This window comes from Chryseobacterium sp. POL2, assembly GCF_011058315.1.
In the GTDB taxonomy this organism is placed as follows: Bacteria; Bacteroidota; Bacteroidia; order Flavobacteriales; family Weeksellaceae; genus Soonwooa.
In genome coordinates this window covers 640600-659400 of record NZ_CP049298.1, presented here as the reverse complement: position 1 = coordinate 659400, position 18801 = coordinate 640600, and the positions used below count along the sequence as shown (strand labels likewise).

Below are 18801 nucleotides of genomic sequence, written 5' to 3'. Positions count from 1 at the left end.
GTCTTTTTGACTGAGAATTATTTTCTAATTCCAAGTTCAGCGATAATCGCTCTATATCTTGCGATTTCAACTTTCTTAAGATAATCTAATAATCTTTTTCTCTTACCTACCAATTTCACTAGAGATCTCTCTGTGTTGAAATCTTTGTGATTAGCTTTTAAGTGTTGAGATAAATGATTAATTCTGTAAGTGAACAATGCGATTTGCCCTTCTGCGCTACCAGTATCTGTAGCTGACTTACCATGTTTTGCGAAAATTTCCGCTTTCTTTTCTGTTGTTAAATACATTCCAATATTATTTAATGATTATTATGTAATTCGGGTGCAAAGATATGTTTTTTTTCTAGAATATTATTATCAGCTATTATATTTTTTATACTTTTAAGCCTAAATAAAATAGTTCATGCAAATTTTCATCAAAAATATGGTCTGCAATCGTTGTGTTGCTGCAGTAAAAGGCATTTTTTCTGAATTAAATATTCCAGTTGATGAAATAAAATTGGGCGAAGTAAAAACAAAAAAATCATTTTCTGAAATTCAACTTAAAGAATTAGAGAAAAAACTAGAACAATCTGGTTTTGAGCATATAAAAGATGCTGTACTTCAATTGAATGATAAAATTAAAACGCTTATTATTCAAAAAATCAGTGAGTTGGATGTGGATGAAGATTTTCTTTTGTCAGAATTTTTAAGTAGCAATTTGCATAGGGATTATAGCGCTCTTTCCAAGAATTTTTCTCAAAATGAAAATATAACCCTCGAGCAATATTTTATTCTTCAAAAAATAGAAAAAGTAAAAGAACTCCTGCTCTACAATGAATTTACTTTAACAGAAATCGCTGGAAAACTGGGCTACAAAAGTGTTCAGCATCTTTCAACTCAATTCAAAAACAATACAGGTTTTACTCCAACAGAATTTAAAAAACTGAAAAATCATAACAGAAAAGGACTTGATGAGTTTTAAGCTATGAATTAATTTTGTCTAAAGTCCAAATTCTATACATCTTTTCCTTAAATTTATAACAAACTACAATTTACATTCAGCAATTTTGTGTTGTAAAATCAAGGATTATGGAACGTACATATGAAGTTTTGGGAATGACTTGCTCTGGCTGCCAGAAAAAAATCACTGAAACGCTTAATAATATAGATGGAATTCACGCTGATGTCAACTTAGAAAAAAATGAAGCAGTGATTCATGGACACAGAGATTTCACGCTGGAAGAATTTAATGAAGCGCTTTCAAAAGTTGGAAATTATAAACTTCAAGATCCTAATAATAAAGATCAAAGTTTTGTAAAACCTCAAGATCGTGTTTCTCCATCGTCGGTTTATTATTGTCCAATGGAATGTGAGGGCGAAAAAGTGTATTTCAAACAAGGTGAAAGATGTCCCGTTTGTAAAATGTATTTGGTTCCTATTGAGGAAAAGAATCAAGAATCAAGAGCCAAGAATCAAGACGAGCATTCCCATCCCAATCATCCAACAACCAACAACCAACAACCGATAACCAATAACGATCAAGCTGGAAAATATTATTGTCCCATGTATTGCGAGGGCGACAAAGTTTATGATTCTAATGTGGGTTGTCCGGTTTGTGGGATGGATTTAGTGAAATATCCCGAAAAGAAAAAAGCCCAATATACTTGTCCGATGCATCCAGAAATTTTGAGTGATGAACCTGGAAGTTGCCCTATTTGCGGAATGGATTTGGTGAAAATTCCAGAGAAAAATAGCATTTCTGAAGATGAAACTTATAATATTCTAAAACGAAAATTCTGGATTTCTTTGGCGTTTACACTTCCTGTTTTCATTTTGTCGATGGGCGGAATGTGGATAGATTTCCCATTTTCACACCATGTTCAAGCTTATATAGAGCTTCTTTTAACGCTTCCAGTTTTATTTTATTCGGGTTGGTTTCTCATGAAAAGAGGTTGGATTTCCTTTAAAACTTGGAACCTCAATATGTTTAGTTTAATTGCTTTGGGAGTGGCTGCAGCATTTATATTCAGCATTTTTGCATTGGCTTTCCCCAATATGATTCCGCATGAAATAAAAGGTCACGATGGCAATATCCCACTCTATTTTGAGGCAGTTTGTGTTATTTTAACTTTGGTAATTCTTGGACAGTGGATGGAAGCCATGGCTCATAAAAAAACGGGTAAAGCCATTGAAGAACTCATGAATCTTTCTCCTGATGAAGCTACTTTGGTGGAAGGAGATTCCGAAAGAAGAGTGGCTTTAGATCAAGTGAAAATTGGAGATATTTTAAAAGTAAAACCAGGTGAAAAAATTCCTGTAGATGGTAAAATTATGGAAGGAAATTCCTCCATTGATGAATCTATGATTACGGGAGAGCCTATTCCTGTTGAGAAAAATGAAAATGATAAAGTAACTTCTGGAACCATCAACGGAAACCAAGTCTTCTTAATGAAAGCTGAAAAGGTAGGTGATGAAACTTTGCTTTCTCAAATTATAAAAATGGTGAACGAAGCCAGCAGAAGTAAAGCACCTATTCAGAAATTAACGGATAAAGTTTCAAAAATATTTGTTCCAACGGTAATTGCGGTGGCTATTTTGACCTTTATTTTATGGCAAATTTTCGGTCCAGAAGCTCAGAAAACCTTGTTCGCTTTTGTAAATGCGGTTGCCGTTTTAATTGTCGCTTGTCCGTGCGCTTTGGGTTTAGCAACGCCAATGTCTTTGATGGTGGGAATTGGAAAAGGCGCCAAAAATGGTATTCTGATTAAAAATGCCGAAGCTCTTGAACAAATGAATAAAGTAAATGTTTTAATTACCGATAAAACAGGAACTTTAACCGAAGGAAAACCATCTTTGGAACATATTGAAACTTTAGAAAATGTACATCCAACTCATATTCTTCAGTTAGCAGCTTCCCTCAATCAAAATTCTGAGCATCCACTTTCTAATGCGGTTTTAAAGAAAGCCAAAGAAGAAAATATTCATATCGAAAAAGTTCAAAACTTTGAAAACGTTTCTGGGAAAGGTGTTCAAGGAAATATCAATGGAAAAAAAGTATTTTTAGGAAACGAAAGTCTTTTAAGTTCTCATCAAATTTCAATTCCCGAAAGTTTAAAACAAAAAGCGACAGAAGTGCAATCTAAAGCACACACTATTTCTTATGTTGCGGAGGGAAATCAGGTTTTAGGATTTGTAAGTTTTACGGATAAAATAAAAGAAACATCCAAAAAAGCTATAGAATTTCTTCTAAATGATGGTGTAGATATTATGATGATGACGGGGGATAACGAACATACTGCAAAAGCCGTTGCAGATGCACTTGGAATTAGACATTATCAAGCGAATTGCCTTCCTCAAGACAAATTGAATGAAGTGAAAAAACTTCAATCTGAAGGAAAAATTGTAGCGATGACGGGTGATGGAATCAACGATGCTCCAGCTCTTGCACAATCCAATATCGGAATTGCCATGGGAACAGGAACCGATGTTGCGATGGAAAGTGCGGAAATTACTTTGTTAAAAGGCGATATCCTTGGTGTTGCAAAAGCAAAAAGATTGAGTGAAAAACTCTTGAAAAACATCAAAGAAAATCTATTTTTTGCGTTTATCTACAATGTCTTAGGAATTCCTTTAGCTGCTGGACTGCTCTACCCTTTCTTCGGGATTTTATTATCCCCAATGATAGCTGCTGCTGCGATGAGTTTCAGCTCACTTTCAGTAATTTTGAATTCTCTACGATTGAATGGTGTCAATTTGGAAGTGAAATAAGAGTCAAGAATCGAGAGTGAAGACCTTTGTAAAAGCTTGTTTAGTTTATCAACACGTTTTTTATATTTTAAACGTCAAAATCAGTTTTAAGATGAAGAAAAAATTAGTCGTTTTATCGGGTGCCGGAATTAGTGCTGAAAGCGGAATTTCAACTTTTCGAGATGCCAATGGTTTGTGGGAAAATCACCCTATCGAAGAGGTAGCAAGTCCTGAAGGTTTTGCGAGAAATCCTGAATTGGTTTTGGAATTTTATAATCTTAGACGCAGACAACTCAAAGAAGTTAAACCTAACAAAGCACACCAGATTCTAGCTGAGTTAGAAGATGATTTTGATGTTTATATTATCACCCAAAATGTTGATGATTTGCATGAGCGCGCAGGTTCTTCCAAAGTCATGCATTTGCATGGCGAACTTCGCAAAGCCAGACCAGTCAATTCGGAAACCGATGCGATAGTTTGGGAAGACGATTTGCATCTTGGTGATTTGGACGAAAATGGCATACAGTTGAGACCGCATATTGTATGGTTTGGAGAAATGGTTCCCGAAATGGATAATGCCAAAGAAATTGCTTCTAATGCAGATGTTTTCTTGGTTGTCGGAACCTCTTTGCAAGTCTATCCTGCAGCTGGGTTGGTACATTATGTTCCAGAGAATTGCGATATTTTTGTGATTGATCCAAATTTGGATTTTTCAATGTTTAAAAACAAAGAAAATTGTTTTAAAACCTCAGCAACAGAAGGAATGGAAAAATTTAAAAATTATTTTCCCACAAAAAAGTAATTTTAAGAAAATATGGCACTCAAATTGTTATGAGGTTTTAAGATTAATTAACATTTTTTAACAATTTAATTCCCATTAATTTTATGAAGCATTTTTCTTCTAAAAGGTCTTTTTATAAAGTCTTTTTAGGTTCTGTTGTGTTGACTTTCGCCAGTGCAATTGTCTTTAGTTCTTGCAAAAAAGAAGCTGAAGATTTTAATACTTTTGAACAGTTAAAAGTCAAACCACTAACTGAGAAAAATGTCCCCAAAGTTGAAGATATTGATTTATTAAAAAATGAGGATTCTGACAAGCGTTCTATCTATCTTACTTTTGATGATGGCCCCAATCGTGGTACAAAAAATTTGATGACAATTCTTAACAAACATCAGGTTGTAGCAACGTCTTTTGTTGTTGGAAAGCATATTGTCGGAAGCCAAAAACAAATGGATGATTTTTACGATTTGCAACAAGATTCTTTGATAGAAATTGCGAACCACAGTTACAGTCACGCCAATAATAAATATTCCAAATTTTATCGTAATCCAGAAGTTGTGGTTCAGGATTTTAAAATTCTACGTGATAGTCTGAAACTTCTTAATCCCATTGCCAGAACGCCCGGTCGTAATATTTGGAGAATTAACGGTGTAACAGCGACGGATATAAAATCATCAACAAAAGCTGCGGACAAATTGCAAAGTGCTGGCTTCAAATTGGTTGGTTGGGATCTCGAATGGCGCGCAACTGCTGATATGAAGCTGAAAAATAATCATGCAGAAATGATTAAAAAAGTCGATAGTATTTTTTACAATGATCTTGAAAAAACACCACGACATTTGGTTTTGTTAACACATGATCAATATTTGGATGATGAAGTTTCGGTTAAAGAATTGGATTTGTTTATCCAAAAATTACAAGAAAGTCAGCGTTTTGTATTCAAAAAAATATCAGAATATCCTAAGATTAACGATATTTTGAACTAATTTTTTTAAAAAAACAATTAGGTTTCGTAGGTCATAATACTTCTTTTATGCATCTCGAATCCTAGTTTTTTGTATAAATGCATGGCGCGTTCGTTATGATTTTCGATTTCTAGGAACATCATTTTTAAATCTTTTTCTTTCGCAAAATTCTGTGCAAATTCTACAGCTTTTCCCCCATATTTTTTACCTTGTGCTTCGGGTTTTACATAGAGTTCGTCTAGGAAACACATCATGCCACCAAATTCAAAACTGAAGAGAAAATTGAGAATCATATAACCCACTATTCCACTGTCGTCTTTTAATAAAAAACATTGTCCCAAATTGGAATTGTTGATGAAAATTTCAAAATTTTTGCGGGTTAATTCTGTATCAAAAGGATAATTATCAATGGCATAAAAGTCTTTCATCATCGGCATTAGCGCATCTATTTCATTAATTTTTGCAACATCAATTTTCAAACTCATTTTTTAATTTTTTTCAAAGTTAAGTATAAAATATTTGGTAAAATAAAAATTAGTTCTACATTTGTAGAGTTGATTAATTGATTGTAGAATGAAACTAAAATTAACTGAAGCAGAAAAAGAAGTCATGCAAATTCTTTGGGAGAAAGAAAAAGTCTTTATGAAAGATTTGATAGAAGCTTTTCCTGAGCCCAAACCAGCGACGACAACCATCGCAACTTTGCTGAAAAGAATGCAAAACAAAGATTTTGTAGGTTACGAATTGTACGGCAATTCGCGGGAATATTTTCCCAAGATTGATAAAGCGCAATATTTTTCGATGGAAATGAAAAGTATGATTAACAATTTTTTTGGAAGCTCTGTTAGTCAATTTGCATCATTTTTTACTCAGAATGCCAAATTAAGTCAAGAAGAATTGAAAGAATTGCGCGAAATGATCGATAAGAAAATTGAAAATCCGAAGTCATGATTCCGATTTATTTGAAAATAATTTTTGCAAGTAGTTTATTAATTATTTTCTATTATTTGTTCTTAGAAAACCAAAAGAATCACCATTTCAAAAGGTTTTTCTTGTTAGGAAGTTTGGTTTTTAGTTTGATGATTCCGTTTTTAGAAATTCCATTTGGGACTTATGTAATACAAAATACAACAACTTTAGAAAATGGAAATTTTGAAACGGACATTGCAGAAAATACTTTGCAAAGAGATTTTTCACAGATAGGTTTTTACTTATATATTGGGATTTCTTGTCTTTTGTTATTGAGATTTGGATTTCAGATTTTTCAAATTTTAAAAATGAAAAGAGTCTCAAAGAAATTGATTTATAAAGAATTCAAAATCGCATTGATCAAAGAAGATATAACAGCTTATAGCTTTTGGCAAACGATTTTTGTCAACCAAAAGAAGTTTGAAAATCATGAGATTGATGATTGTGTTTTTGTCCATGAGCAAGCACACATAACACAGAAACATAGTTTTGACATTTTATGGATAGAAATTTTAAAAGCTGTTTTTTGGTTAAATCCTGCCGTTTATTTTTATAGAAAAGCGATGAATACAAATCATGAATTCTTGGCAGATGATAAGGTTTTGGAGCAAGTTGAAATTAAACATTATCAAAAAATTATTTATCAAGAAATTCTTTTGCAGCAATATTCTTTAGTCCAAAGTTTTAAACAAAATAACAACACCAAAAAAAGATTTAATATGATGAACACTTCACAAAACAAAAAATTAAAAGCTAGGGTTTTGGGCTCTGTTCTTTTCACTTGTGGCGTTGCTTTTCTTTTTGCTGAGAAAGTTAAAACACCAATTTTTGCAAAGCAAGCTATAAGTAAAAGCGCATTGGTGAAAACCGAAAACAAAACTTCTCTTTCTGATTTTAAAGAAAATTATCAAGAAGAAAAACCCATTTCTACTTCAATTAATAAAAAAGAAATAAAAGTTTCTGACACCGTGAAACAAAACCAAATTTCTTTAAAAGCCTTTAAAAAGAGTAAAAAAGTAAACGAAACAAAAACTGATGATGTGGATATTCCTGCTGAATTTCCTGGTGGTATGTCTGCATTTAGAAAAGCTTTAGCAATGGAAATGGATCTTACAGAAATTGGAAATATTGGTGGAAACATTACTTCTAGCGCCTTGATAAAAGTTGATGCAAATGGTAAAATTGTAGATATTAAAACGACTGGACTTAACAATATATTTAATAAAGCTGTAGAAGTAGCCATTCAGAAAATAGGAAATAATACCACTTGGAAACCAGCAGAAAAAGATAACAAAACTGTGGCTTCTTATTTTAAAATTCCAGTCACGATGCAGTTTCATGGAGATGGAAGTACGCCGCCGCCGCCATCGCCTCCTACACATCCAAGAAAATAACAGAATAATAAAAAGAGTCTTTTTTAAGGTTCTTTTTTATTTTATAGCACTCACTAACGCAAAAAAATCTTAACTTTAAAGCATCATAATTTATTAATAATGAGTCTTACAAAAGAGCAAATTGCCCAGCGTATCGCTAAGGAAATTAAGAATAATTCGTATGTTAATTTAGGAATTGGTATTCCGACTTTGGTTGCCAATTATATTCCAAAAGGTATTAATGTTGTGTTACAGTCCGAAAATGGGCTTCTAGGCATGGGACCTTTCCCAATAGAAGGTGAAGAAGATGCCGATCTTATTAATGCCGGAAAACAAACCATTACAACACTTCCTGGTTCTGCAGTTTTTGATTCTGCAATGAGTTTTGGGATGATTCGAGCACAAAAAGTGGATTTAACAATTCTTGGTGCTATGGAAGTTTCAGAAAATGGGGATATCGCCAATTGGAAAATTCCTGGCAAAATGGTGAAAGGCATGGGCGGCGCAATGGATTTGGTAGCTTCGGCTAAAAATATTATCGTGGCAATGCAACAAGTTAATAAATATGGGGAAAGCAAACTTTTATCAGAATGTAGCTTACCTTTAACCGGTGTGAAATGTATAAAAAAAATTGTGACAGAGCTAGGCGTTTACGAAGTCCTTTCAGAAGGCGGTTTCAAGCTTTTAGAAAGAGCGCCAGGTGTTTCTGTAGAAGATATTAAAAAAGCAACGCTTGGTAAATTGGTTGCCGACGATAATACGCCAGAAATGACATTCTAAATTTATAAAACTCTACAAATAAATATCAATAAGAAGAATATGGGAAAAACCTTTAATGCTTCGGTTAATGGCACTCAACGTTATGAGTTGACCGAAGAGCAGATTAAAGCGGTTGATGTTGCAAGCTTGGATGCCGAGCATTTTCACGTTCTACGCGATGACCAATCTTATCACGCGGAAATTTTAGAAGCTGACTTTCAGCACAAATCTTACAAAGTAAATGTTAACAACAACATCTATGAGGTTAACATCGAAAACGAACTCGATAAACTCATCAAAGACATGGGTTTTGAAGTTGGTAAAGCGAAACAGGTTAACGCTATAAAAGCGCCAATGCCAGGACTTATTTTAGAAATTGCGGTTAACGTAGGACAAGAAGTTCAGGAAGGTGACAATCTTTTGATACTTGAGGCCATGAAGATGGAAAACAGCTTTTACTCGCCACGCCAAGGTGTGATAAAATCCATCGCGGTAGAAAAAGGTCAGGCGGTTGACAAAGGTCAATTATTAATAGAGTTCGAATAAATTTTAGAAATTACGATTAAGTTAAAAATGAAAAAAATACTTGTAGCAAATCGTGGCGAAATCGCATTAAGAGTCATGAAAACGGCAAAAAAAATGGGCATCAAAACGGTGGCTGTTTACTCCGTGGCCGACCGCCAATCGCCACATGTTAAATTTGCTGACGAAGCGGTGTGTATCGGCGAAGCGCCTTCTAATCAATCCTATCTTTTAGGTGACAAAATCATTGAAGTTTGTAAAAAACTACATGTTGATGGGATTCACCCAGGTTATGGTTTTTTATCAGAAAATGCTGAATTTGCTGAAAAAGCTGAAGCTAACAATATTACATTTATCGGTCCAAGATCCAAAGCAATCCACGTTATGGGAAGCAAGCTGGCAGCTAAAGAAGCTGTAAAAGCCTATGATATCCCAATGGTGCCTGGTCTTGATGAAGCGATTACCGATGTTGAAAAAGCGAAGAAGGTTGCCGTAAAAATTGGCTTCCCTATTTTGATTAAAGCATCTGCTGGTGGCGGCGGAAAAGGTATGCGTGTTGTAGAAAACGAAGGCGAATTCGAGTCTCAAATGCAACGCGCAATTTCCGAAGCAACTTCTGCTTTCGGTGATGGTTCTGTTTTCATTGAAAAATATGTGGCTTCTCCAAAGCATATCGAAATCCAAGTTATGGCGGACGATCATGGCAATATTCTTTATTTATTCGAAAGAGAATGTTCTGTACAACGTCGTCACCAAAAAGTTGTTGAAGAAGCACCTTCTGCTGTTTTGACTCCAGAAATTAGAAAAGCAATGGGCGAAGCTGCGGTTAAAGTGGCTAAGTCTTGTGATTATCTTGGCGCTGGAACGGTGGAGTTTTTGTTGGATGAAAACAAAAATTTCTATTTCCTAGAAATGAACACACGTCTTCAAGTTGAACATCCCGTAACAGAAATGATTACAGGAATGGACTTGGTAGAACTTCAGATTCGCGTAGCGCGAGGTGAAGAACTTCCAATAAAACAAGAAGATTTAACAATAAATGGTCACGCTTTAGAATTGAGAGTGTACGCCGAAGATCCTCTTAACGATTTCTTGCCAAGCGTTGGGACTTTAACGACTTACCAACCGCCAACTGGAGATGGCATCCGTGTGGATGATGGTTTTGCCGAAGGGATGGATGTTCCTATCTATTACGATCCAATGCTTTCAAAATTAATCGTTCACGGAAAAGACCGTAACGAAGCTATTGAGAAAATGCTAGTAGCCATTCAGGATTATAAAGTTGAAGGCGTTAGCACAACGCTTCCTTTCGGTAGTTTTGTGTTCGATCACGAGGCATTCCGTTCTGGAAATTTTGACACCAATTTTGTTAAGAAATATTACAGTCCAGAAATTATTGTGGAGAATCAAGCTAAAGAAGCTGAAGTTGCTGCTTTAGTAGCACTTAAACAATATTTGGAAGATCAAAAATTACTGCGTGTCCCTAATCAATTCTAAATTAAATCATGAAAAATAAAATAGACCTATTAAATAAAAAATTAGCGGAGTCTAAATTGGGCGGTGGCGAAAAAAGAATTGCAACGCAACACGCTAAGAAAAAATTAACTGCTAGAGAGCGTATCGAATATTTCTTTGATGAAGGTTCTTTTGAAGAGATTGGTGCTTTCATAACACACCGTACCAAAGATTTTGGTATGGATAAAGAATATTATTTAGGCGATGGTGTTATCACGGGTTATGGTACCGTTAATGGACGTTTGACTTATGCTTTTGCTCAGGATTTTACGGTCTTTGGTGGCGCATTGTCCGAAACGCATGCTGAGAAAATTTGTAAAATCATGGATATGGCAGTTAAAGTTGGCGCACCGATGGTTGGGCTTAACGATTCTGGTGGAGCTCGTATCCAAGAAGGTGTAAGATCTTTGGGTGGCTATGCTGACATATTCTTCAGAAATGTACAAGCCTCTGGTGTTATTCCTCAAATTTCTGCGATTATGGGACCTTGTGCTGGTGGCGCGGTATATTCACCAGCGATGACAGATTTTACCATGATGGTTGAGAATACGTCTTACATGTTCGTAACGGGTCCAAACGTTGTTAAAACGGTTACCAACGAAGAAGTAACATCAGAAGAATTGGGTGGCGCATCAACGCATTCTACAAAGTCTGGTGTTGCTCATACAACTTCTGCTAACGATGTAGAATGTCTTGAAGATGTTAAAACTTTATTAAGTTATCTTCCACAAAATAATCAAGAAACTGCACCAAGTTTAGATTATGAATTAAATGATGAACTTCGCGAGGATTTAAAAAACATTATTCCTGACAATGCCAACAAACCTTACGACATGCATGACGTTATTGGGCATTTGATCGATGAGGATTCGTTCTTTGAAATTCATAAAAATTATGCTGAAAATATTGTTGTAGGTTTTGCCAGAATTGCTGGAAGAAGTATCGGTATTGTAGCGAATAACCCAATGTTCTTAGCAGGATGTTTGGATGTTAACAGTTCTATAAAAGCCGCTAGATTTACACGTTTTTGTGATGCTTTCAATATTCCATTATTAGTGTTGGTAGATGTGCCTGGTTTCTTGCCAGGAACGGATCAAGAATGGAACGGAATTATCACCCACGGTGCTAAATTATTGTACGCGTTATCTGAAGCTACAGTACCAAAAGTGACTATTATTACGAGAAAAGCTTACGGTGGCGCTTATGACGTGATGAACTCTAAACACATCGGTGCAGATATGAACTTCGCTTGGCCGTCTGCTGAGATTGCAGTAATGGGTGCAAAAGGCGCTTCAGAAATTATTTTTAAAAGAGAAATTGCCGAAGCGGCTGATCCCGCTGCTAAATTGGCAGAGAAAGAAGCAGAATATGCCGAAAAATTTGCGAATCCATATACAGCGGCTCAAAGAGGCTTTATAGATGAAGTTATCTTCCCAGAAGATACCAGAAGAAAATTGATTAAAGCTTTTGCAATGTTGGAAAACAAATTCGTGGAAAGACCAACAAGAAAACACGGAAATATTCCTTTGTAAAATGAATGTTTTGAGACAAAAAAAGGAGCAGTTAATCTGTTCCTTTTTTGTTTATGATATTTTAAATTCAAACTTCAAAGTTTTTCTTAGCCAATTCCTTTCGGACACGACTAAGGCTTTCTGGCGTTATTCCTAAATAAGAAGCCACCATCCATTGCGGAACGCGTAGCATAATGTTAGGATATTTTTTCAGAAATTCCATATAACGTTCTTCTGCGGTTGTACTAATCAAAGCGTTGACACGGTTCTGAAGATTTTTAATATGATTCAGCATCAATCTTTGATTTTTCTCAGCAACTTGAGGATAGATTTCGCCAAGATTAAAAAAGAAATCATCAGACAATACAACGATTTCCGAATCTTCTATTGCTTCCACATAAAATCTAGATTTCTCATTAAGTAATTGACTGGTGGAGTCCGATATAATCCAGCCTTCTGGTGCAAACTGAATAACATGTTCTTTACCATTTTTATCAATAGAAAACATCCTTAACAAGCCTGTTTCAACAAAAAACCGATCTGCAGACGCCTCGCCTTCTTGCACCAACATACTCCCTTTTTTAAAAAATCGAATATCGTAATGTATGGCACATTTTTGAATATTTTCTTCAGGAACGTCCAGGATTTCTGACAAATGTTTATGGAAATTTTTTAGCATTTCTATCAAAAGCGTTTTAAAGTTTAAAAATACTAATTCTTATATTAATAACAGCATAATTTTTCTTTCAAAAATATGACAATATGTACCAATTAATAATTTGGTACAATTGCTGTAAGTTGTTAGCGCAAACAAAGTCTTTAAACTAAATTTGTAAAAATATTATCTCATGAAGAAAGCCTTATTAGTAGTAGATGTTCAAAATGATTTTTGTGAAGGTGGAAGTTTGGCCGTTCCTGGAGCAAGCGAAATTATCCCTTTCATTAATACACTCATGGAAAAAGGCAACTACGACGAAATTATATTGACCCAAGATTGGCATCCTGCTAATCATAAATCTTTTGCCGTTAATAACAACAGAAACGTTGGCGAAACAATTATTATGAATGGTATTCCGCAGTTTATGTGGCCAGATCATTGTGTGCAAGGTACGCACGGCGCAGAGTTTCATAAAGATCTAGACGTTTCTAAAGCAACAAAAATTATTCAAAAAGGTGTCAATCCCGAAATTGATAGTTATAGTGCTTTTCAAGATAACAACCATTTTGTAAAAACAGGATTAGAAGATTATCTTAAATATCATGACATCCAAATTGTAGAAATTGTAGGTCTAGCGCTTGATTATTGTGTGAAATATACATGTCTGGATGCAATGGAAGCAGGATTTGTCCCTATGTTGCATTTTCAAGGTACAAGAGCGGTTAACGTAAAACCAGAAAGTGCCAAAAATACGATTTATGATTTGCTAGAGCATCATGTAACTATTATTGGTTAAGGAAAATTCAATAATATTTGTTTATTTATAAATAAGTTTAATTATTTTTGCATGGATAAATAAAATTATAAAACCATGAAAAAACTATTTTTGTTAGCAGCTTTAGGTGGATTGTCCATGATGAATGCTCAAAAATTTGAAATCTCTGCAGGCTATGGTACAAGTTCTCTTTTTGGCGTTGCAGATTCTATTCTGAAAGGAATTGGTGAGGTAGCAGGTAAAGCAATTTTTGGAGGAGATGACGTTGTTCTTCCGAACAGCAAAGGGGTTTTCACCATTGCAGGAACTGTTTATAGCCAAGATATGAAATGGCGTTACGGTCTAGAAGCTAATGTAGAGACTTTTAGCGAAAATGGAACCTCTTACAAAGAGCAATCTTATTTCTCTGTTCTTCCGAAAGTCGATTATTTCTGGTCAGATGCGGATAGCAAATGGCGTTTTTATTCGGGGGCGTCTGTGGGGGCGTTATTCAGAAATGTGGAATATGTCGATTTTAATTCAAAAGTTCAAAAAGCGAATGACACTTTTTTAGCTTTTAACATTATGCCAATTGGTGTGAGATATGGTGGAAGTTTTGGCGTATTTCTGGAGCCGAGCATTGGTACAAGAGGCCTTGTGCAAGCTGGCTTTTCTTATGCTTTCTAAAGTTTAGATATTACCAATAAAAAAGCGCTGAAATATTTCAGCGCTTTTTTATAACATTTTCAAATTATTGACTTCTAATTCGGTAAGAATTCTCCAATGTCCACGTTTGATATTTTTCTTGGTTAATCCTGCAAACATCACGCGATCCAAAGATTCTACTTCGTAACCTAGCTTTTGGAAAATACGTCTTACAACGCGATTCCAACCAATATGGATTTCGATACCGATTTCATTTTTAGGTTTTCCTTCGATAAAAGATATGCTGTCTACTTCTGCCACACCTTCCTCCAGACGAATACCTTCACCAATGCTTTTAAGATCTTCAATAGATAATTTTCTATCCAGAGTAACATGGTAAATTTTCTTCATATTAAATGATGGATGCGTTAGCTTTTTGGTCATGTGTCCATCATTCGTTAACAATATAACACCTGTTGTTTGGCGATCTAGGCGACCAACAGGAAATAATCTGTATGGCGAAGCATTCGCTACAAGGTCCATAACCGTTTTTCTGGCCTTTTCGTCTTTGGTTGTAGAGATGTAGCCTTTGGGCTTGTTAAGAACAACATAAACAGGTTTTTCTGGTGTTATACCTTGTCCATCAAAAACGACTCTATCCGTTTTTTGTACTTGATATCCCATTTCTGTAATCACTTTGCCATTAACTTCTACAAGACCTTGTGTAATAAGATCATCTGCCTCTCTCCTACTACAAATCCCAGAATTTGCAATATATTTATTAAGTCTGATTGTTTCTTTCGGTGCTTTAGAAAGCTTTTCCAATTTTCTTTTTTGGATGTAAGATTTTACGCGCTCTCCTTCTTCTTCGTTTTTGATAAATGGTTTTTTAGGACCAAATTTTCTCTCGCCGCCTTCGTATTTGTTGCGAGAATCAAAATCGCGACCTCTGGTCGTTTTAGGTTTTCCAAATTTTCCACCTCTTTCAAAAGAAGCACCTTCTTTTGATGAGTTTTTTGAATCCCCTCGTGAGCCACGCGAATTATCAGAAGATTTTCTCCCTCCAAAATTTCCGGTCTTTTTATTTCTGTCTGAAGAATTTCTCTCGTTTCTGCTCATATTCAAAATTTTTTGCAAAGATAGACTTTTTTAAGTCAATATTAAAAAGCCTTTTTTTTTATTAATTATTAAATTGCCCAACTAAAGCGTGAATAAATGCCATCGAATAGCATTGATAAAATCCCAATGAATATCCAAAACTTTAGAATGGTTAATGCATTTATTTTGTCGTTTCTATAATTTCTTAGTAACCAAAATACCGTAACAATCAAAACAAAAAGCCCTACAGCAAAGTAAAATGCCATAATGCTGTGTAGGCCAATACCTTTTATAATAATTAATGATGTCACAAAAGCGAATAAGCAAAACAGAATAATAATACGTCGCGCTGTTATAGATTTGAACTGATTAGCAATGGTTTTGTAGCCGAAAACGCGATCAGCATTTTTGGTTAAGAGATCTTTTGTCATGTCAATTATCATGAGCATCAAAAAAAGAAATATTGCCATAAAGAAGACTTTCGGGGTAAAAGTTCTGTAATAGACCAACATACCGAAGAAGGGATACATACTTAGTCCAACGAAAGTCAAGTTGTTAATTAGTAGTATTTTACTTAGTTTATGACTGTATAACCACATCAAAAATTGATAGACTAAAAAGAAAATAAAAACGCGCCAAGACTGTGTCCAAGCAATTCCTAAGCCCAAAACATTAAGAATGACATAGGCATAAAGAAAATATTTTTGTTCAAAGAAAGATTGTATTCGACTTCTGAAAGGTTTGGTAATTTGGTCTTTTTCGCGGTCATAAAATTGGTTGATGATGCCGCCCGCCATGATACTAAGAATTGAACAAAGAATAATGAGATGTGCGTGATAATCAAAAACAAAAGCCTTAAAAGACTCTTCGCGGTTGAACAAAAAAAACGTCGAAACGTACAATGCAAAAGTCAATAAGCCCACAACAAAAAAGCGTGCCCCCAAAATAAAGCCCATCAACTGATTTAGTCGATAGGCAAAATTTTTAGTTCGTTTTTGTATGTTTTGACTCATGCAAATTAAAATCTGTAAATCACTTCTTTTTGAAATCCGGATAACATTTTTTCTGCTTTTTCATAATCTTCTGTAAATCCAAGAATATAGCCTCCACCGCCACTTCCGCAAAGTTTAAGATAGTAAGCATTTGTATCAATTCCTTTTTTCCAAATATTATAAATGCTTTCTGGAATCATCGGTTTGAAATGGTCATACGCCCAAACTGATAATTTTTTTAGATTTTTAAAGAAAGGATTCATATCTTTTTTCAAAAAAGAATCAATGCAAGCGTTATTGTAGCGGATAAATTCTTCTTTCAGCGTTTTGCGGAAACCTTCAGTTTTCATTTTTTCAAAGAAGATCTGAATCATCGGTCCTGTTTCGCCTGTAATTCCGGAATCGATTAAAAACACTGCACCTTTGCCTTCTGTAGCATGATCCGGGATAGAAACTTTATCTAAATTTTCCTTGTTTTCGATAAGAATAGGAAGATTCATATAACAAATCAAAGGATCCATCCCAGAACTTTTTCCATGGAAATAGCTTTCCATTTCTCCGAAGATGGCTTTTAAAATTTTGAGATTATCTTTAGAAATATTGTCGGGGCTAAGTTTTTTAGAAGAATATTTTTCAAAAATTGCAGCAACCAAAGCACCAGAACTTCCCACACCATAGCCTTGTGGAATGTTGGAATCAAAGAACAAACCAGCAGCAATATCTTTTTGAAAAGCCTCGATATCCAGTTTGAAATTTCCTGGAAGATTAAGACTTACCAAAAACTCAGCATATTTTGCAAGATGCTGATTGGAGTTTTTTTCGAAATCTGAAGCAAGATCGGAAAACTTCAAAGCTCCTTTATAAAAACTATACGGAACAACAAGGCCTTGCGAGTTTTCTATCATTCCGTATTCTCCGAAAAGGATGATTTTAGCGTAAAATAAAGGATTGGTCATCGTTTCTTTTTCTGTGTTTTGTTTTGCAAATTTACTAAAAAAAATCTATTATGATATAAGCAAATTTAATTCCACTTTATGAAGTGAATTGAAATCGATTACGCTGCTTTTTCGTTATTGATATTGACTTTTAAAAATCTGATTAAAACCAAGCCTATTGCAAAGAAAATCGTCATTGACAAGGCTGCATAACGCATATTATTGAAATGCTCAATCAAAGTTGCAAAAATGAAAGTTCCCAAAATAATCGCTAATTTTTCTAAAACATCGTAAAAGCTAAAATAGGTTGTATTTTCCATACCATCTTGTGGCAAAAGTTTGGAATAAGTTGATCTCGACATCGCTTGTAAGCCACCCATAACAAGACCAACAATCGCGGCAACACCATAGAATTGATACTCTACATTTGGATTTTCTTTGTTGAGATAATAGGCTGAAAGGCAGGCTACAATCCATAAAACGATGCAAATCGAAATGACATTTTTATTTCCAATTTTACGACTCAGTCGTGAGAAAATAATCGCACCAATAATGGCTTCAATCTGGATCACCAACAAAGTCAAAATCAGTTTGTCTTGTGCCAGATTAATTTCTGATTTTCCGAATAATGTTGCCATTAAAAAAATGGTCTGCATCCCAACACTAAAGAAAAAGAAACTTGATAAAAAGAACTTCAAATTGGAGTCTTTAAAAAGGTGATTTCCAACTTTGTATAATTCTTTAAAACTTTCTCTTATAATATCTTTATAGAAAATAATATTCTTTTTTAGGACAAAGAAAAAACCGCCGTTGTTTTTATGACTTTTGAATAAATTTTTATGATTTAACAATACCAAATCTTTGGGTAATTGGTCTTTAACATTTCCAAATTTTGGTAAATGCTTGAAGGTATATTGCGAAAAGCCAAACCACCATGCTCCCGTGAATAGGAAACTAACTCTTGTAAATAATATTGCTTGTTCGGCGTCTTTTGCTAAAACTTGGATTAATACCAAACAAATAACTACCAAAATTACCGAGCCAATATAACCATACACATAACCTCTGGCAGAAAGCGCATCTTGCTTGTCTGGTGTGGCAATATCGGGAAGAAATGAATTATAAAATACCAAACTTCCCCAAAAACCGATACTTGCGGTTATACTAAATAATAGGCCTAACCATACAGTATCCATACCTGTAAACATAGCCAATCCCATACATGAAGTTGCTCCCAAATAACAGAAAAATTGTAGGAATGATTTTTTGTTTCCGATAATGTCAGCCAAAGAAGATAAAATAGGCGATAACAAAACGACTACGACAAAAGATAAGGTCAAAGAATAACCATATACTGCGTCCGGCTGGTATTCTCTACCAAAAATTTCAATCAAATGTCTTACAGGAACTTGTATTGTTTTTCCTGTTTCTTCAACATATTCGCTTTTTTCGTAAGCGGTTGTTAAAATAGAATAGTAAATCGGGAAAATGGTCGATGTAATTACTAAAGAGTATACAGAGTTAGCCCAGTCATACAGCGCCCAGGCCTTCATTATTTTCGGATTGTTTTTAATACTCACGTTTAAAATTTTCAAATAT

Annotated in this window: 19 protein-coding genes; 12 read left to right on the top strand and 7 right to left on the bottom strand. The window is 34.7% G+C overall.

Annotated features, from left to right (window positions below; all coding sequences use genetic code 11):
• Nucleotides 1-17: 17 nt before the first annotated feature.
• Nucleotides 18-287 carry a 30S ribosomal protein S15 gene (gene rpsO / locus G6R40_RS03130; RefSeq protein ID WP_165131408.1) on the bottom strand — a complete coding sequence of 90 codons (270 nt, stop codon included), beginning with the start codon at nt 285-287 and terminating at the stop codon, nt 18-20.
• Between the two features lie 115 nt (nt 288-402).
• Here rpsO and G6R40_RS03125 point away from each other — a divergent pair, with 115 nt between their 5' ends.
• The 4 genes from G6R40_RS03125 to G6R40_RS03110 all read left to right on the top strand — a co-directional run bounded on the left by G6R40_RS03125 (nt 403) and on the right by G6R40_RS03110 (nt 5492).
• A complete protein-coding gene (locus G6R40_RS03125; protein ID WP_165131405.1) occupies nt 403-963 on the top strand; it encodes a helix-turn-helix domain-containing protein in 561 nt (186 codons plus the stop codon).
• Nucleotides 964-1070: 107 nt separating this feature from the next.
• Nucleotides 1071-3749: a heavy metal translocating P-type ATPase gene (locus G6R40_RS03120; RefSeq protein ID WP_165131402.1), complete on the top strand. Its 2679-nt coding sequence runs from the start codon at nt 1071-1073 to the stop codon at nt 3747-3749.
• 91 nt (nt 3750-3840) lie between these two features.
• The gene (locus G6R40_RS03115; RefSeq protein ID WP_165131399.1) at nt 3841-4530 is read left to right on the top strand and encodes an SIR2 family NAD-dependent protein deacylase; all 690 of its coding nucleotides are present in this window, start codon (nt 3841-3843) and stop codon (nt 4528-4530) included.
• Nucleotides 4531-4613: 83 nt separating this feature from the next.
• Nucleotides 4614-5492, top strand: coding sequence for a polysaccharide deacetylase family protein (locus G6R40_RS03110; RefSeq protein ID WP_165131396.1), 879 nt, complete (start codon nt 4614-4616; stop codon nt 5490-5492).
• A 17-nt stretch (nt 5493-5509) separates the two neighbouring features.
• Here G6R40_RS03110 and G6R40_RS03105 read toward each other — a convergent pair whose 3' ends face one another.
• Nucleotides 5510-5956 carry a GNAT family N-acetyltransferase gene (locus tag G6R40_RS03105; protein ID WP_165131393.1) on the bottom strand — a complete coding sequence of 149 codons (447 nt, stop codon included), beginning with the start codon at nt 5954-5956 and terminating at the stop codon, nt 5510-5512.
• Nucleotides 5957-6044: 88 nt separating this feature from the next.
• On the opposite strand from G6R40_RS03105, the gene G6R40_RS03100 reads away from it, so the two are divergent.
• From G6R40_RS03100 to G6R40_RS03075, 6 genes are all read left to right on the top strand, one after another.
• Nucleotides 6045-6422, top strand: coding sequence for a BlaI/MecI/CopY family transcriptional regulator (locus G6R40_RS03100; protein WP_165131390.1), 378 nt, complete (start codon nt 6045-6047; stop codon nt 6420-6422).
• A complete protein-coding gene (locus tag G6R40_RS03095) occupies nt 6419-7834 on the top strand; it encodes a M56 family metallopeptidase (protein WP_165131387.1) in 1416 nt (471 codons plus the stop codon). Before G6R40_RS03100 ends, G6R40_RS03095 begins: the two co-directional genes overlap by 4 nt.
• Nucleotides 7835-7933: 99 nt before the next feature.
• The gene (locus G6R40_RS03090; protein WP_165131382.1) at nt 7934-8593 is read left to right on the top strand and encodes a 3-oxoacid CoA-transferase subunit B; all 660 of its coding nucleotides are present in this window, start codon (nt 7934-7936) and stop codon (nt 8591-8593) included.
• Between the two features lie 39 nt (nt 8594-8632).
• Entirely contained in the window at nt 8633-9118 is a 486-nt protein-coding gene (locus G6R40_RS03085) for an acetyl-CoA carboxylase biotin carboxyl carrier protein subunit (protein ID WP_165131379.1), read from the top strand.
• A 27-nt stretch (nt 9119-9145) separates the two neighbouring features.
• Nucleotides 9146-10591, top strand: coding sequence for an acetyl-CoA carboxylase biotin carboxylase subunit (gene accC, locus G6R40_RS03080; RefSeq protein ID WP_165131376.1), 1446 nt, complete (start codon nt 9146-9148; stop codon nt 10589-10591).
• Between the two features lie 8 nt (nt 10592-10599).
• Nucleotides 10600-12141: an acyl-CoA carboxylase subunit beta gene (locus tag G6R40_RS03075; RefSeq protein WP_165131373.1), complete on the top strand. Its 1542-nt coding sequence runs from the start codon at nt 10600-10602 to the stop codon at nt 12139-12141.
• Nucleotides 12142-12208: 67 nt separating this feature from the next.
• On the opposite strand, the gene G6R40_RS03070 is transcribed toward G6R40_RS03075, so the two are convergent.
• Nucleotides 12209-12799: a Crp/Fnr family transcriptional regulator gene (locus G6R40_RS03070; RefSeq protein WP_165131370.1), complete on the bottom strand. Its 591-nt coding sequence runs from the start codon at nt 12797-12799 to the stop codon at nt 12209-12211.
• A gap of 169 nt (nt 12800-12968) precedes the next feature.
• Here G6R40_RS03070 and pncA point away from each other — a divergent pair, with 169 nt between their 5' ends.
• On the top strand, nt 12969-13574 hold the full coding sequence (gene pncA, locus G6R40_RS03065; protein WP_165131367.1) for a bifunctional nicotinamidase/pyrazinamidase: 606 nt from the start codon (nt 12969-12971) through the stop codon (nt 13572-13574).
• Nucleotides 13575-13649: 75 nt separating this feature from the next.
• On the top strand, nt 13650-14219 hold the full coding sequence (locus G6R40_RS03060) for a hypothetical protein (protein ID WP_165131364.1): 570 nt from the start codon (nt 13650-13652) through the stop codon (nt 14217-14219).
• A gap of 48 nt (nt 14220-14267) precedes the next feature.
• Here the strand turns inward: G6R40_RS03060 and G6R40_RS03055 are convergent, their stop codons facing one another.
• The 4 genes from G6R40_RS03055 to G6R40_RS03040 all read right to left on the bottom strand — a co-directional run bounded on the left by G6R40_RS03055 (nt 14268) and on the right by G6R40_RS03040 (nt 18755).
• A complete protein-coding gene (locus G6R40_RS03055) occupies nt 14268-15296 on the bottom strand; it encodes a pseudouridine synthase (RefSeq protein ID WP_165131361.1) in 1029 nt (342 codons plus the stop codon).
• Between the two features lie 68 nt (nt 15297-15364).
• A complete protein-coding gene (locus tag G6R40_RS03050; RefSeq protein WP_165131358.1) occupies nt 15365-16288 on the bottom strand; it encodes a UbiA family prenyltransferase in 924 nt (307 codons plus the stop codon).
• 5 nt (nt 16289-16293) lie between these two features.
• On the bottom strand, nt 16294-17223 hold the full coding sequence (locus G6R40_RS03045; RefSeq protein WP_165131355.1) for a mevalonate kinase: 930 nt from the start codon (nt 17221-17223) through the stop codon (nt 16294-16296).
• Nucleotides 17224-17321: 98 nt separating this feature from the next.
• Complete coding sequence (locus G6R40_RS03040) at nt 17322-18755, bottom strand: MFS transporter (protein ID WP_165131352.1); 1434 nt, start codon at nt 18753-18755, stop codon at nt 17322-17324.
• Nucleotides 18756-18801: the final 46 nt, after the last annotated feature.